General features: G+C 53.3%; 12 protein-coding genes, 1 tRNA gene, 4 pseudogenes and 1 other annotated feature. Of the genes and pseudogenes, 7 read left to right on the plus strand and 10 right to left on the minus strand.

What is annotated here, in order from left to right:
- Nucleotides 1–224 precede the first annotated feature (224 nt).
- The 4 genes and pseudogenes from MLE19_RS04425 to MLE19_RS04440 form a co-directional block, all read right to left on the minus strand.
- Nucleotides 225–533 (minus strand): annotated as a pseudogene (locus MLE19_RS04425) (integrase core domain-containing protein); the annotation flags it as partial.
- A gap of 16 nt (nt 534–549) precedes the next feature.
- Nucleotides 550–1,629 (minus strand): IS110 family transposase, encoded by a 1,080-nt coding sequence (locus MLE19_RS04430; RefSeq protein ID WP_240716874.1) that lies wholly within the window; start codon nt 1,627–1,629, stop codon nt 550–552.
- Between the two features lie 290 nt (nt 1,630–1,919).
- Nucleotides 1,920–2,108, minus strand: a pseudogene (locus tag MLE19_RS04435) (DDE-type integrase/transposase/recombinase); the annotation flags it as partial.
- A 381-nt stretch (nt 2,109–2,489) separates the two neighbouring features.
- A pseudogene (locus tag MLE19_RS04440) lies at nt 2,490–3,226 on the minus strand (IS3 family transposase); the annotation flags it as partial.
- Nucleotides 2,835–2,951 (minus strand) — a sequence feature (AL1L pseudoknot). It overlaps the preceding pseudogene by 117 nt.
- Nucleotides 3,227–3,403: 177 nt before the next feature.
- On the opposite strand from MLE19_RS04440, the pseudogene MLE19_RS04445 reads away from it, so the two are divergent.
- Nucleotides 3,404–4,154 (plus strand): annotated as a pseudogene (locus tag MLE19_RS04445) (IS5 family transposase).
- 65 nt (nt 4,155–4,219) lie between these two features.
- Here MLE19_RS04445 and MLE19_RS23215 read toward each other — a convergent pair.
- The 4 genes from MLE19_RS23215 to MLE19_RS04460 form a co-directional block, all read right to left on the minus strand.
- Nucleotides 4,220–4,387: a BPSL0761 family protein gene (locus tag MLE19_RS23215; RefSeq protein WP_425356797.1), complete on the minus strand. Its 168-nt coding sequence runs from the start codon at nt 4,385–4,387 to the stop codon at nt 4,220–4,222.
- Between the two features lie 75 nt (nt 4,388–4,462).
- Entirely contained in the window at nt 4,463–5,416 is a 954-nt protein-coding gene (locus tag MLE19_RS04450) for a TraI domain-containing protein (RefSeq protein WP_240716875.1), read from the minus strand.
- On the minus strand, nt 5,403–6,623 hold the full coding sequence (locus MLE19_RS04455) for a site-specific integrase (RefSeq protein WP_240716876.1): 1,221 nt from the start codon (nt 6,621–6,623) through the stop codon (nt 5,403–5,405). Before MLE19_RS04455 ends, MLE19_RS04450 begins: the two co-directional genes overlap by 14 nt.
- Nucleotides 6,616–6,855 carry a hypothetical protein gene (locus tag MLE19_RS04460; protein ID WP_039860360.1) on the minus strand — a complete coding sequence of 80 codons (240 nt, stop codon included), beginning with the start codon at nt 6,853–6,855 and terminating at the stop codon, nt 6,616–6,618. The genes MLE19_RS04455 and MLE19_RS04460 overlap by 8 nt, the downstream gene beginning before the upstream one ends.
- A 125-nt stretch (nt 6,856–6,980) precedes the next feature.
- Here MLE19_RS04460 and MLE19_RS04465 point away from each other — a divergent pair, with 125 nt between their 5' ends.
- The gene (locus tag MLE19_RS04465; protein ID WP_240716877.1) at nt 6,981–7,226 is read left to right on the plus strand and encodes a helix-turn-helix domain-containing protein; all 246 of its coding nucleotides are present in this window, start codon (nt 6,981–6,983) and stop codon (nt 7,224–7,226) included.
- 185 nt (nt 7,227–7,411) lie between these two features.
- Here the strand turns inward: MLE19_RS04465 and MLE19_RS04470 are convergent.
- Nucleotides 7,412–7,488: transfer RNA gene (locus MLE19_RS04470), tRNA-Met, on the minus strand.
- Nucleotides 7,489–7,759: 271 nt separating this feature from the next.
- Between MLE19_RS04470 and phbB the strand changes: the two genes are divergently transcribed.
- A complete protein-coding gene (gene phbB / locus MLE19_RS04475; protein WP_240716878.1) occupies nt 7,760–8,506 on the plus strand; it encodes an acetoacetyl-CoA reductase in 747 nt (248 codons plus the stop codon).
- A 104-nt stretch (nt 8,507–8,610) separates the two neighbouring features.
- On the opposite strand, the gene MLE19_RS04480 is transcribed toward phbB, so the two are convergent.
- Entirely contained in the window at nt 8,611–11,427 is a 2,817-nt protein-coding gene (locus MLE19_RS04480; RefSeq protein ID WP_240716879.1) for a DUF349 domain-containing protein, read from the minus strand.
- A gap of 187 nt (nt 11,428–11,614) precedes the next feature.
- Between MLE19_RS04480 and minC the strand changes: the two genes are divergently transcribed.
- The 4 genes from minC (at nt 11,615) to sbcB (ending at nt 15,172) form a co-directional block, all read left to right on the plus strand.
- Nucleotides 11,615–12,361 carry a septum site-determining protein MinC gene (minC, locus tag MLE19_RS04485; protein ID WP_240716880.1) on the plus strand — a complete coding sequence of 249 codons (747 nt, stop codon included), beginning with the start codon at nt 11,615–11,617 and terminating at the stop codon, nt 12,359–12,361.
- 157 nt (nt 12,362–12,518) lie between these two features.
- Nucleotides 12,519–13,337 carry a septum site-determining protein MinD gene (gene minD / locus MLE19_RS04490; RefSeq protein ID WP_240716881.1) on the plus strand — a complete coding sequence of 273 codons (819 nt, stop codon included), beginning with the start codon at nt 12,519–12,521 and terminating at the stop codon, nt 13,335–13,337.
- A complete protein-coding gene (gene minE, locus MLE19_RS04495) occupies nt 13,334–13,585 on the plus strand; it encodes a cell division topological specificity factor MinE (RefSeq protein ID WP_240716882.1) in 252 nt (83 codons plus the stop codon). Before minD ends, minE begins: the two co-directional genes overlap by 4 nt.
- A 93-nt stretch (nt 13,586–13,678) precedes the next feature.
- Nucleotides 13,679–15,172, plus strand: coding sequence for an exodeoxyribonuclease I (sbcB, locus tag MLE19_RS04500; RefSeq protein WP_240716883.1), 1,494 nt, complete (start codon nt 13,679–13,681; stop codon nt 15,170–15,172).
- Nucleotides 15,173–15,191 lie beyond the last annotated feature (19 nt).

Consider the following 15,191-nt stretch of genomic DNA (forward strand, 5'->3'; position numbering starts at 1 on the left):
GTCTAGGGAAGCCGGAAGTAGAGTGCCGCAAAGTATGTGGCGCTTTACTGCCACGGATCATTGTATAAACAGTGTAGCGAGCCCTAAGCAGTTTAGGCTGAGTGCGGTTATCGTCAATGCCGGTGTTGATGCGCTAGGACACACTATGTTTAACTGCATAGCCTCCATTTTTACTTGATAGAAAAAAGTGAACCGCGCCGGTTCCGGAGACCGGTTTGTTTGAGTCAGGCAGCTTCACCCAACTCCTCCAATTGACGATAATACGTCTTTTCTCGTTCTGCTGGTGGAACGTTTCCGGTGGGTTCAAGCAGTCGGCGATTGTTGAACCAGTCAACCCACTCCAGCGTGGCATACTCAACAGCATCAAGCCCTCTCCATGGGCCACGATGATGGACAACCTCCGTTTTGAACAAGCCGATGATGGTCTCGGCCAGCGCATTGTCGTAGGAGTCGCCGGTGGTGCCTACAGAGGCATTGATACCCTCGTCAGCCATACGCTCGGTGTAGCGGATCGACAGATATTGGCTTCCTCTGACGCCCTTCTAAGTGTCAAGTGGCGATTTGCGCCTGATTGATCTCCCGATGACGGCTGCGCAGCACATAATAAAGCTCCCGAGCAATATAGCGTTTCAGGCATCGGATGGCTTCCAACTTGGAGTGGCCCTCTGCCACCCGCCGAGTAATATATGCCTGAGTATCAGCATCCAGGCGCAGTCGCCCGATGGCGATGATATGCAGTGCACTATTGGCAGCGCGATCGCCACCCCGATTGAGTCGGTGGCGCTGCGTCTTACCTGATGAGGCAGGAATAGGACTAACACCACATAGCGCTGCAAAGCTGGCTTCTGAGCCAAGGCGGTTCGGATTGTCCCCCGCCGTGATCAGCAACTGAGCTGCCGATTCATAGCCGACCGCCGTTCTTGACACCAGCTCTGGTGCCAACTCATCGACGATAGCCTTGATCATGACATCAAGATCGGCCACCTCGTCATGCAGCTCCAGGTAACGGCGAGCAAGAGATTTCAATGCGATGCGGTAGGCCATTGTGACGTCCCGATATCCACTCATATCAGGGCGCCATGCAGCCAGCGTTCGAATCAACTTCATCCGCGACATGTTGCGCAGCTGATCGCGCAGCTCTTCTGGTGCCGAGATCACCTGGGTCTGGATCATCTGAAGCGCCACACGGCGAGCAGCCACGGCGGTCTTCCGGCAGACCTTCAGTACGCGCAAAGCCTCAATCATGCCATCACGGGTCTTTGGGGTTACGGTACGGACGCCCGCATATGCCGCGTGGGCGGCATTCTCCGCATCAATGGTATCGTTCTTGCCACGCTTTCGGCGGACGGTCTTATCGGGTGTCGTGACCTCCAGGACAGTGATGCCGGTGCGCTGCAAGTAACGCAGCAAACCAGCCCCATAGGTCCCGGTGCACTCGATGCCTACGCGGCTGAGCTCACCGAAGCTACGCATCCAGGCGAGCATGGTCTTGTAGCCATGCCGGGTGGTCGGAAAGCTGGCGGTACCAAGCACCCGGTCATGTGTATCCACGACAGCGGCCACATGTAGATCTTTGTGGGTATCGACGCCCCCGACAATGTCATGGTGATCAATGTGATGCTGAGTCATGATGGCTCTCCAGACTATCTGTTCAAGGTGGCTTCACCAAGTGCGATAACCTGGACATGACAGTAACGAGACAGGCACCGAGAGTCAGGCCCTTCTTGGGTCACATGCATCGACGAGGTGAGCCCTCGCCGTCAGGTGCTCCCGGATCACCGACAGGTCCGTGGAAAGACACACTACCCGGGTCGATCAGAATGAGGGTCAGGAGACCCGAGAACCCTTACGGCACCAGGTCCTTTCAGTATAGGTCGATCGCTATGTGAGTCAGGTCAACCCAGGAACACCTGGCATCTCTCAGTATTACTATCACTATGGTGGATCAACCCTTGTCTGTGTTTTCGTGCCCACAGAGCTTGTTCCAGAGCGTCCAGCACCAGTGCTGTTTTCATCGACGTCGCTACACGCCAACCTACGATACAACGTGCATAAATATTGACAACGAACGCAACGTAAACGAAGCCAGACCAGGTAGCGAGTAGAGTAAGAAGCAGGGCGTAGTCGTACTATTTCCTTGCTTCTCCTCTCCGAACCGTACGTGCACCTTTCAGCGCATACGGCTCTCCATTCAAGCGTGGCTAAAAGCCATGTTCAGCCCACAGACGCGGATGAATCGGTTCGTGTTCCTCAACCTTTCCGTACTCAGCCTAGAGATGCATCTTGGCGTAACGGCTTCGCCTCACATCTCGTTTCCCACGGGTTACGTCACCCTGCCAGTGCACAGCAGGTCACCGCCGCTTCGGCTCAAGCTCTCTCACAGCAGAGAGCCGCCCTTCGCTGAGAACATCCTGTCTGACACGAAGGTATTCCAGTCATGCTTGTGCCCTTTCAACTGCTTCCCGCAGCCGTCAGGGTCGAGGCACACCATAGGTAAAACCGGCCACCCAAAGCTGATTAGGACGCATGGCCGTAAAGTTACGTTTCACTAAATCAGGTGCTCGTTTCTGGCCTGGATCACTAATGGTCGTGAAGGGGCGTTGGCCTCGCACCACGCCGCGAATTCCCAGGCGGCGCATGAACCGTTCTACGGTGCAACGGGCAACATTAACGCCTTCACGACGGAGTTGCCGCCAGACCTTACGGGCACCGTAAACGCAGAAGTTTTCTTCCCATACTCGCTGGATCTCAGTCGTAAGAAACGCATCCTGCCGATATCGATCTGCCCGCCGTTCGGGATTGGCCTCCAGTGCATTGTGGTGGTAATACGTCGATGGGGCAATTGGCAGCTGGCTACAAATCGACTCGACCCCGAACTGAGCACGATGTTCGTCGATAAATGACACCATCAGTTGGGTTTGCGGTCGAGCTCCGCCTGGGCGAAAAAAGCAGCCGCCTTACGGAGAATTTCATTGGCACGCTTCAATTCGGTGTTTTCACGCTCTAGCTGCTTGAGTCGTTCATGTTCAGCCAGGTTAACCGAGCTGTTTTCCTGCGTGAGTTCTGTGCGTTTGCACCAGTCTCTCAAGGTCTCTGGTGTACAACCGAACTTGCTGGCAATGGAACAGATCGCCGCCCACTTGGACGGGTATTCGCCTTGCTGTTCAATGACTAACCGAACAGCCCGCTCTCGGACTTCCGGGGAATATCGTTTTGGTGAGTTCATAACTCCATCCTCTCAAGATATGGAGTCTCCGGTAAAGACGGGGCGGTTCAATCTAGCACAGGCAATGCATTTCCTTTCTTTACTAGGGGCTATTGAAATTTCTGGACAGGAATTTTTTCAAAATAAAACCAAACCCGCAGAGTAGAGGTTACCAAGCCCCCACCTAACGAGCCTGTAATGCCTCGATTAATGCTCAACAATGAGCGCTGTTCGGAGCAGAAAATTATCCTGCTTAAATAAAGCATTTATCTAAAGCCCGATCGATCCACGAATGACAATAGAAGGAGCTCTTTACCGAATGCTCTTCGGCTGGTCATGGCGTGATTTACCCGAAGTCTTTGGCCACTGGCACACGATCTATAGATGCTTCAATATCTGGTGTTCAGCTTGCAAATTGACGGCTATCTTCAACGCCATGGTGAACGTCCCGATGTCGAATGGTTCTTTATTGATGACATCTATACCAAGGAGCATCAGTACAGCGCAGGCGCTGCTAGTGACGTTACTGAGGCATTGGCAAAAGCCGCGCGGGTAATCCCAGCAAGATTTATTTGGCAGTTGTTGCTTACGGACTCCCAGTTGCCTTCAGGCTCAAGGGAGATTAGTTGTATGACAATAGGGAGCTCCGGCGCGGTTTGCCGAGTTACCTGCCAGCTAGGCGCTAGTGGCTGATAAAGGCTATGGCGGTGGCACTATTCGCCAGCAGGTCTATGTACACAATATGCACCCTGTGCTTTCTCGAAAGCGGGCCGCAAGAAAAGGAAGTTCCAGCTTAGATATAGGGTTATATCGCTATTGGGACTTGGTCGAGAATGAGTTTGCACGAATGAAGCATTCCCAGGCTATCGCGACACGCTACGATAAACTCAAGCGAAATTGCGAGAGCATGCCAGTGGCTTCTTTAGTTGCCGATGTGAAACGACAATAGCTTTAGTGCGCAACAAACTATTCCCTCAATAACTGAGCTGAAAAATAGGTTGGAAGATGTATCCATCAGTGAGATGCTACTCTAGTTTGCCAGCGTCCAGTATCTCCATCCGTGACGGCTAGTGCCTTCGCAGCTGTGCGGGTAGCTTCTGGAAGATTAGTGTTCTGGCTGAGCTCGATTAAGAACTCACGAGCCTGAATGATTGAGCGTGTGCGTTCACATTGCATGGTCATGAAATTTACCCTTTTTGCTCTGTTAAAGCCGCCACAAAAGAAGCTGACGGCTCCGATGAAAACGCTTGGGGCGCATTAGTGCGATGCAGCAGTAGAGAGTTGAGGCTGCCAAAAGAGGTTTTGACCAATCCTACCAAATCCTTTGCTAGATTGATGGCGAAAAGCCCGCTGCTGGTTATCGGCCATCGCGCTTTGTCCATCCGCGTCGCGGATATAGCGGGCCAGAGTCATTGCTGCAGGCTGTCCGTAGCGCGACCCTGGCGAAGCACACGTCCACAAATGGCGAAGTGTCATCGCAATGTCGGGTTCATGAGCATCCAGGTATGCAAGCCCATAGGCACAAGCTTCTAGCGTAAACACATCATGACTACAGAGCTTCCACGCAGCGTTTGGCTTGCCTTTGGAGTCGTAGGTGTATGTCTTGCCAATATCGTGCAACAGCCCTCCCACGAAACATGCTTCCTGCATGAGGCGAGGCATAGTTGGCTCGTTAAGACGCAGCATCGCTACCGAGTGATTGGCAACTTCCAATGAATGTTGCAGCAAACCGCCTGGGTAAGCGTGGTGATAGTTACGGCTACCTGGCGCATTCAGAAATGCTTCAAGTCGCTCTTTACGCTCCAGTACCCGTGACAAAAAAGTACGTAAGTGATGGGACGTTAGCGATTGTGCGGTGCCAATAAGTCCGTCAAATGTCTCCGGTACGGGGCAGTACACACGTGGCAGGGACTGTAGCGTATCCAGTGAAGCCACTTCCTCACGGTGCGCCTTGCGAAATTCATCAAGAACGAATTGGCCTGATAAGCACTTCACACCAGAGGCGGTGACAAAGTCCAGGTGGCCAATGCGCTCGGGTACCGATGTTTTCTCCAAGTTGAGCATCGCAATATGATCTCCCGCACAATCGCTCAAGCGCAGCTTCAAGAAAGGCGTTTTTGCGTCGTCAAAGACCACCACGCGACCCGTAAGCCGGTAAGTCCCCGTGAAGATGCGAGACAGATGTGTCGATGCTTTTTTAAGCCGTTTCATGATGACGCTCCTTCTGTGACTTGGCCGGGGTGGTATTGCCGAGTAAACGCTCAAAGGCTGAGCCATCCATGCGCGTGGCATTAGGGACGTAACGCGAATAGACCTTGAACAGCATTTCGGTGGAGCTGTGGCCCAGCATCCGAGCAACCCACTCTGGGTTTTCGCCCGAGGCCAGAAAAAGTGTCGCAGCGGTGTGGCGCGTTTGATACGGACGCCTTTTAGTTAGCCCAAGAGACATTAACAAGGGATACCACACACGCTTCGTTACGTTATTGTGATCGAGAGGCTGCCCTAGTTGATTGCAGAACACGTATTGGCTCTTTTGCCCGGTCGCGGCGTACTGGGTCTTGAGTGCGTCAAACACCTGCCCGAACATGGGGATTTCCCGTTGCGAGCCATCAGTTTTGGTGTATTCCGTCTCGCCATTAATCAACGTTTCGCGCACTAAAATTTCTCGTTTGGCGAAATCAACGTTTTTCCACTTCAATCCATCCACTTCGCCGGTACGCATGCCGGTAAAAAAACGCACGGTGTAGTAGTTACGATAGTCTGGGCGGACATTATCGATAATGCGTTGGACTTCATGCAGAGAAAACGGCTCGATGTGGGTTTTCTGCAGTTTCAGCGGCTTGATATTCTTGTACGGCGTCTCGAAATCGAAACGCTCGGCCGCCTCATCGAGCACCATACGCAGGATGGTCATATGGCTATTAATTGTCTTGGGCGCAACAACTCCCGTCGCCCCGCGCCCCCTGCGTTTGGCGAGCTTGGCGCGGAATGCAAGGATATCCGCCTTGGTGATATCTCCGGTGGGCTTTTTTCCAAATGCTGGCTTAAGCGAGCTATCAAGGATTGAGCTCACATTGCGTACATGGGAAGCTCGCCACTGGATTTTGCTTTCCTCAAACCACTGTTCCGCAAAAACGTTGAAGAGCGGTGTACCTAAATTGCTAGCATTCTCATGTTCAGAAGAATTAGTGGGCTGGTGAACTTTTAATTTTTGCAAATTGCTGCTGTTTGGGAAGAACTCGGCATAATTGAATTCGCCGAGCAGCATTTTCGCTTCCATGCGCTGTAAAAGGAGCTCCAGTTGCTTACGATTTTTTGCATTATCGTCAAGCAGGGTTTGTTCCCGAAAACGCTGGCCATCATGTCGGAAGTCGATAAAAAGCTTTTTGCTCTCTTTACGGGCTCTAACTTTACCCATGACATACTCCTCCGTTAGCCATAGGAATGGCAATTGCTTGCTGACGAGGAGTCGCTTGAAGCATTTCTTCTTGGATAGCTTCCCAAATATAAAGGATCTTCCTGCGGCCAAAGGGGCGGATGTAATGAGTGCCTTCGATGAGCACGCTGTCTTTGAGTTGCTGGCGGATGGTTCGCGCATCATATTTGATCCGCGATGCGAGTTCTTCCGTTGTCAAAAAAGTGCAGTCCATGAGACTATCTCCTCATGCTGGTGATCATTTGATAATACTTTTAATCGTTAGATTATTAATATATACAATCAAATGATTATTTCAACACCTTTTTGATAATTTTTATAATCATATTGGGTAAAGAGATGATTCGGTATCACTTAAAAGAGCTGGTTGCAGAGAAGGAGTTTGCAGAACGGCGCAGAATTACGATCGGCGAGATAGCGAAAGAAACAGGTATCAATCGAATGACGTTATCGAAAATTATCAATCATCCAGGCCACAGCACAGTGACTGATAATCTCGACAAGCTATGTTACTACTTCGATTGTGAAATCGAGCAGCTGGTCACTCATATCAAGGAAGAAATAAGTGCCCCGACCGACACCTGAACGCGTTGAATAAGATAGGTAGAAAAAATGGCGCAGGTAGCCTGAAGGTCACATTAGTGCTGGAAGATTAAGAAGAGATATAAAGTTTAGGCACAGCGTGGGCACAATTTGGGCACAGAGCGTTTTGAAACGGCAGGCATAAAAAAAGGCAGATCAGTAAGTAACTGATCTGCCTTTTAAAATATTGGTAGCGGGGACCGGATTTGAACCGATGACCTTCGGGTTATGAGCCCGACGAGCTACCAGACTGCTCCACCCCGCATCAACGTGTGGCGTATTCTACAGATATTTTACGGTAAGTCAATAGTGGTATTAACACGTTCGGCTTATAGCAGTGGCGAGCATCCTGCTGCAACATGAAGGGACTGCAGCTATGCTTCAGGTAGCCATAACAAAAAGCTTACGTTGGTGCATTGCAAAAGCGAATTATGCACTAGGGTAATACAAGCGCAGATGCGCTTTTTCACAATGGCTTGCGACGCAATGTGCGTGCTGTTAGATCCAAGCCATTTGTCATATCAGGGAGGTAGTCAATGGCCAATCAAGCCCCCGTCGCCTGGGTAACTGGTGGAACTGGTGGTATCGGTACGGCAATTTGTCGTTCGTTGGCAGAGGCGGGTTATCTGGTCGTCGCGGGTTACCGCAACCCCGATAAGGCCAAAACCTGGCTGGAATCGCAGCATGCTGACGGTTATAACAATATTGAGCTGTCCGGTGTCGACCTTGCTGACCACAATGCCTGCCTGGAAGGTGCCCGCGAAATCCATGACAAATACGGATCCATCAGTGTGCTAGTGAACTGTGCGGGTATTACCCGTGACGGCACCATGAAGAAAATGTCTTACGAGCAGTGGTATGAAGTGCTCGATACCAATCTAAATAGTGTTTTTAACACCTGCCGCAGTGTCATTGAGATGATGCTTGAGAATGGTTACGGCCGGATTATTAATATTTCCTCTATCAATGGTCGTAAAGGCCAGTTTGGCCAAGTGAACTACGCGGCAGCTAAGGCTGGTATGCACGGCTTAACCATGTCGCTTGCGCAGGAAACAGCGACCAAGGGGATTACTGTCAATACCGTATCGCCCGGCTATATTGCTACCGATATGATCATGAATATTCCAGAAAAAGTGCGCGAAGCCATTCGGGAAACAATCCCAGTCAAGCGCTATGGCACGCCAGAAGAGATTGGCCGCTTGGTCACTTTCTTAGCCGATAAGGAGTCTGGATTTATTACCGGTGCTAACATCGATATCAACGGTGGTCAGTTTATGGGTTAGTGGTTCGCCATAGGCTGATAGGCGCAAGCTCCCTTACCAGGGAGAAACGAAAAACGGGAGGCTATCAGCCTCCCGTTGTTATTGAACAATACGCCTAACCATCGCTAAGGCAGTGGAACCCGAGTCAGCCGGCCCAGTAGGTTATCCATTTCTTCCACTTCAGCACCCCACAGCGCGGCAGGTAGCGGCCCCAGCGCCAGCAGTGCGGCTAATATGTCAGTGACTTCCTGATCACGGCTGCGCTCTTGGTTGAAGCCTTCATTTAAGCGCTCTACCTGAATGGCGAGTCGCAGTGGCTCATCGCTTTGCCTGACGCTACCGACGGCCAGCATCGAGAGGTGCACCCTTAATCTTGCAAGGGACTCAGCCAGCTGGGCATGATCATTGTCAGAGAGCGGCACCGCTATGCGGTGACGCTGCTGGTTGCGAGTGTTATGTGCCTCGCTAAAGCAGGCGGGTAGAGCGGCGCTGAGTACTGCTTGCGCATCGACATCGTTTTGGATGCCCTCTCTCAGGTAGTGCTGGTCAGCGGCCAAGTGAGCATTCACTAACGGCATGATAGCGTGCCACTGCTGAACGGTATTGGCGACGGCGAGTCGATTCAAGCGTTCGCGACGCGCCCGCACAATGCCACTCATGCGCCGCTGCATGCCTTCACTACGGCGATTGCGTGGCAGCGGTTCGAGCTGGTTAGCCTGGTTTAGAAAGTTATCCAGTGTGGCTGCTTCGCTGGCCTCAATAGGCTGCCAGCTATCCATTTGGTCGATCAGTGTTTGCATCTCGTCAAGCTGCTGCTGTTGACGTGCCGCTTGCTCACTCTTATGCGCATCGCGCTGGGCAAAAAGCTGATCACACTCATGACGAAAGGTTTTCCATAGGGTCTGTTCTTCGCCTTTGGGTGCACGGCCTAGCGAACGCCACTGATGCTGTAGCTGTTTGGTTAAGTGGATGCGCTGTGCTAACGGTTGGTTGTCATCGCTGCGTAGAGCGGTCACCTGGCCAATCAGCTCGCGTTTTTGTGAGGCGATTGTCTCGGCACGTTGATCAATCAACGTCTGTAGCTGATGGCGAATAGTGCCGAAGCGGCGCCCAACGGCTTCAGAGCGGTCACGGGGCACTGGGCTATAGTGGCGCCATTGTAGGCGTGCTTTGTCGCGAATTTGCCGAAGTACATCCGGATCGGCATCTTCGGCAGGCTGAGCCAAGAGGCTTTCAAGCTGGTTGCATAGCGCTTCACGGGCTTGAAGGTTAGCCTCGCGTTCTTCGCTCAGTTGATCCCGCCAGGGTGAGAGGCGTTCATGAATGCGATCTGATGCGCTGCGAAAACGAGCTGACTGCTCACGGTTGGCCGCCGCATCACCCAGGGATTTCCACTCTTTGACCAATTGAAGGTGGTGACGGTCAAGCGCTTCTTCAGCCATGTGGAGGTCGTTGGCCAGCGCTTCAATGCTGGCACAAAGCTGCTCGCGCTTAGGCCCGGCGACAAACCCTCGCCAATCGCGTAGTTCTGCTAGTCGTGCTGCTAAATGTTTCAAGCGTGTTTTAAGCGGTTGAGCAGCGGCGCTTTCCAGCCCCTCAATGCGCGGTTTAAGGCGCTGGTGAAGGCGGCTGGCGCTTTTGAAAGCTCCGCGCTCTAGGAACTGTTCGAAGGTGTCGAGTTCGCCGCTATAGGCAGCAAGGGTTGCCTGGTCTTCGGTAGGCTGCGAGGGCGTCGCGCTTTCAGCATTAAGGCTCGCTTGGGCGCGGCCGAGCAGCGCGGGCGGCGTTAAAGCCTCGGGCCATTGGCACTCGCTAATCTGTACGGCCAGGGTGGCTTGATCCCCATTCGCCAGCGCTGTTTCCATCGTAGTACTGACCGTGCACCATCGCTGCCAAGCCTCTAAGCACTGGTCATAATGCTGAATCGCCAACGTGTAGCGTTGACGCATGGTGTCGCTGGGCGGGTGCATGTCGGAAAGGGTTTGCCAGCGCTGGCCGAGTAGATGGCGTTGGGCGCGCAGGCTGTCGATATCCTGTACGGTCATCGCTGAGGCGTGGCGCAGCCCGTCAAGCGTCTCTTCTAGGCCTTCAAGCAACTGTTCTCGGGTATTCTCAGCTTCGTCTTGCCGCTCTATGCTCTGTTGGCGAGCCTGCTCTCGGGTTTCATGATCGCGCAGTGTTTTGCGGCAATTGAGCAGCGCTTGGTGGAAACGCTGCTCCTGCTCAATGCTGGGCGGTTGAGTGAGTTGTTCCCACTGCCGCTCAAGATGCCGGAAGCGCCCGCCGTAAAGCGGTTCCCAAGGCGCACTGGCATGTTGCTCGAGTTGGTTAAGCAGCGTTTCGCGCTGCTGCTCTTCAGCTTCCAGCCACTGGGCGTCGCTGCGCAAACGGTTAAGCCGTTCCCGCGCCAAGCGAACAACCTGACGGTCACGGCGCGCCTCTTTTAATAACCGCTTCAGCCCCTCTTCATCCTCAATGCGCTCGGCAGCCTGATGGCGGACGGCGGCCACGCCGTTATGGCAAGCCTGATGAATCAGGTCATTTTGATCCGTAAGCTTGTCCAGAGCCATTAAGCGTAAAGTAAGATTGTCGGCCTGCAAGGCGACCGCGCTGAGTACTCGCGGCTCTTCAATCCGTTCAACCAGCGCTTGACGTTGCTGCAGGTCAGTATGGCCTTCACGCCCGCTTAGTCGTTGGCAAACGGCATTGAACCAAGCTTCATCCTGCTGATAATTTGGATAAGCATCGATAAGCCCCGCGCAATCGTCCAGGGCCAGCAGCGCGGCAAGGCGAATTTGGCTATCGCTATCTTGAGCGAGCGACTGCAGCGCTTGGCGCTGTTCTGTTTGTTGAGGGTCAAGTCGCTGGAGGGCCTGACGGCGTACCTCGGGGTCGGGATGCTGCCACCTAGGAGCGAACAGGCGTCTTAACAGTCCGTGCATGAATCATCCTGCTATATGAGATGCGTAGCATGAAAAAAATCAGTCGTCGGCGACTTTGATAGTTGCAGTCATCGTCGCTGTCGCTTAGCTTGGCATTACTATGATGTGGTGAGCGACTATTTTCTAGACCACAATAGGTGATAGTGCGCTACCTTTATCTTATCTGAACATGACAGGGAGTTCGGCCATGAGCCTTAACGTGGATAGTGCCGCAGTGGCCTTTACCTTCAAAGGCGGCATGCTGCCGATGACCGTCATGGAGCTAAGTAGTGCCGATCCGGAACGAATCCGTCAGCAGTTGGCTGGCAAACTTTCCCAGTCGCCTGCTTTCTTTCAGCATACACCGGTTGTGCTCAGCGTGGAAAAGCTAGATGAACCACACTTAGCCCTTGAGCGTATTTGCGCCGTGTGCCGCGATCACAAGCTACTGCCGGTGGCGGTGCGCGGTGGGCCCGAGCCCGTACGTCAATCTGCGTGGGCGCTGGGCTTGGGCTGGTTTCCTCCCGTTGAAGAGGGCCGCGGTCGTATACTGGAGAGTGTCAGCAGCACGCCCGTGCATGAGGTTACCCCTGAAGAGATAGCCAGCGAAGCCGAAATGCCAGCACTGGCTACGCGGCTTTACCGTGGCACCGTTCGTTCGGGGCAGCAGGTAAGTGCTTCTGAAGGTGATTTGGTGGTAATTGGGGCGGTAAATGCCGGGGCGGAGGTCTTGGCCGCAGGCAGTATTCATGTTTATGGCGCCCTGCGTGGACGTGCGTTAGCGGGCATCCATGGTAATACTCATGCGGGTATTTACTGCCGTGAATTGGAAGCCGAGCTGCTGTCAGTGGCGGGTAATTATAAACGTTCTGAAGATATTGATCCGCAGCTTTCAGGTCGACCCGCGGAAGTTCACTTTACAAAAGAGCAGCTTGAAATTAAGCCGCTAGGCTAAGGTTTTTGTATGAGGGTGCGTTGGTGCTTCACGCCTAGCGACGCCGAAGACGCTATCCGTTACAGTATGGCATGTTGATGACATTGACGTTCTCGTTATGCGCAGAGCGCTGTTGAACTCGCGCTCGCGACGAACGACTTCAAGAAGGAAGTGACTCTTGGCTAAAATAATTGTAGTGACCTCTGGTAAAGGAGGGGTCGGCAAAACCACCAGCGCGGCGGCAATTGCCACAGGTCTTGCACTGCGCGGTAAAAAAACGGTAGTGATTGATTTTGATGTGGGCCTGCGCAACCTTGATCTCATCATGGGTTGCGAGCGCCGTGTGGTGTACGATTTAGTTAACGTGATTCAAGGCGAAGCAGGGCTCAATCAAGCGCTGATTCGTGATAAGCGTGTTGAGAATTTGTTTATTTTACCCGCTTCACAAACCCGCGATAAAGATGCGTTGACCCAGGAAGGCGTCGCCGAAATTCTGGAAAAATTGAAAGAAGATTTCGATTTCATTCTCTGCGATTCGCCCGCTGGTATTGAGCGCGGTGCGCAGTTGGCCATGTATTTTGCTGACGAAGCGATTGTGGTCACTAATCCTGAAGTATCCTCAGTACGCGATTCAGACCGTATTTTAGGGCTGCTGGCCTCGAAGACACGTCGCGCCGAGCAGGGTGAAGACCCCATCAAAGAGCACCTGCTGGTCACTCGCTACAATCCCGAGCGAGTGACATCTGGCGACATGCTAACGCTTGACGACATTCGCGAAATTTTAGCGATTAATCTGCTGGGTTTGATTCCCGAGTCAGAAGCCGTTCTGCGCGCGTCGAACCAGGGTGTGCCAGTGACCCACGATATCGCGAGCGACGCAGGTCAAGCCTATAGCGACACGGTATCGCGCCTGCTTGGCGAGGATATGCCGCTGCGTTTCCATGAAACGCAACGCAAAAGCCTGCTGAGCCGCATGTTCGGGGGAGGTCGTCGATGAAACTGCTGGAGTTCTTGAAGCGTGAGCGCAGGAAATCCGCCTCGGTAGCCAAAGAACGTTTGCAAATTATTGTGGCTCATCAGCGTGGTCAACGTGGTCAGCCTGACTATATGCCGATGCTTGAGCGCGAACTGCTAGAGGTGATTCGTCGTTATGTGAAAGTGGACGATGATGCTATTCAAATTTCGCTAGATAGCGAAGATAACTGCTCTGTGCTGGAGCTTAACGTTACGCTTCCAAAGAGCTGAGCACTTAACTAAGTGCCAGCACTGAAGACGAGGCGAAAGGGGCGGTGGGTGTGCTAGGCTTGGGCTTTTCATTGCCCAGCGGAGTGTTTGTTCATGGCATCACCTAATGCTGCCCCTGCCAGCTTTCTTTGGCATGACTATGAAACCTTCGGGGCTGACCCACGTCGTGATCGCCCCGCTCAGTTTGCCGCGCTGCGTACCGACGCCGAGCTAAACGAGATTGGCGAGCCGATTGAGCTGTATTGCAAGCCTGCCGATGATTATCTACCCCATCCTGCTGCCTGCCTGATTACCGGGATCACCCCGCAAAAAGCCCAGCGCCATGGCCTCCCCGAAGCAGAGTTTGCGGGCGAGATTCAACGCCATATGAGCGAGCCGGGCACGTGTGTCGTGGGCTATAACAGCTTGCGATTTGATGATGAAGTTTCCCGCCATCTGTTTTACCGCACGCTACTCGACCCTTATGCCCGTGAGTGGCAAAACGGCAACTCCCGCTGGGATTTAATTGATATTGTGCGTGCCTTTTATGCGCTTCGCCCGGCGGGTATTGAGTGGCCGCTGCGTGATGATGGCGCGCCAAGCTTTAAACTTGAACACTTAACCGCCGCTAATGGCATTGCCCATGAGGGCGCTCACGATGCGGTCGCTGATGTGCGCGCCACTATCGCGCTGGCTCGCTTGTTAAAAGCGCGCAATGCGAAGCTGTTCGACTATCTGCTTGGCCTGCGCGGAAAGCGCGCGGTGGCTAAGCAGCTCGACTTGCCCAACGCCAAACCGCTGCTGCATATCTCCCGCCGTTACCCCGCCAGTCGTGGCTGTAGTGCGTTAGTGATGCCCCTGGCCGAGCACCCGACTAACCCAAACGGGGTGATCGTTTACGATTTAAGCGTGGATCCCAGCGATATGCTGAGCATGAGCGCAGAGCAGATTCGTGAACGCGTGTTTGTCAGTCAGCAGGATTTGACCGAAGGCGAGGCGCGCATTCCGCTGAAAGTGATTCATATCAATCGCTGCCCGGTGGTGTTCCCCGCAAGCGCCCTAAAAGACGTCGATGGGCCGAAGCAGGGTGAATATGGCACTATCGTTAAGCGCTTAGGCTTGGATGTAGCGGCCTGTCGGCAGCATTGGAAAACCCTGCGTGATACCAGTGGTGTTGCCGCCAAAGTGGCTGAGGTATTTAGTGCAGGCTATGAAGATGAGCCGCAAGACCCTGATCTAATGCTCTATTCTGGCAGTTTCTTCTCTGCCGCGGACCGTCAGCAGATGGAGCGTGTGCGGGAGATGGAGCCGTGGGATCTGGTAGGGCAGCGCTTTGCGTTTCAAGATTCGCGCTTGGAGGAGATGCTGTTCCGTTTTCGTGCGCGCAGTTATCCCGATACATTGGAAGGCGAAGAGCGTGAGCAGTGGGAGGCGTATCGCTGGATGCGCATCAATGATCCTGCACTGGCGGGCTTTACGTTAAAGGCGTTTGCGCGGGAAATTGCTCAATACAATCAGCAAACCCTCACGGACCGCGAGCGCCAGATTCTGGAAGAGCTAGTGATGTTCGTTGAGGCCATGATGCCGGCCCAGGCGTTTGACGCCTGAGCCAGCACCCGTGGACTAA

It is taken from the genome of Vreelandella neptunia (assembly GCF_022489065.1).
Classification (GTDB): domain Bacteria; phylum Pseudomonadota; class Gammaproteobacteria; order Pseudomonadales; family Halomonadaceae; genus Vreelandella; species Vreelandella neptunia_A.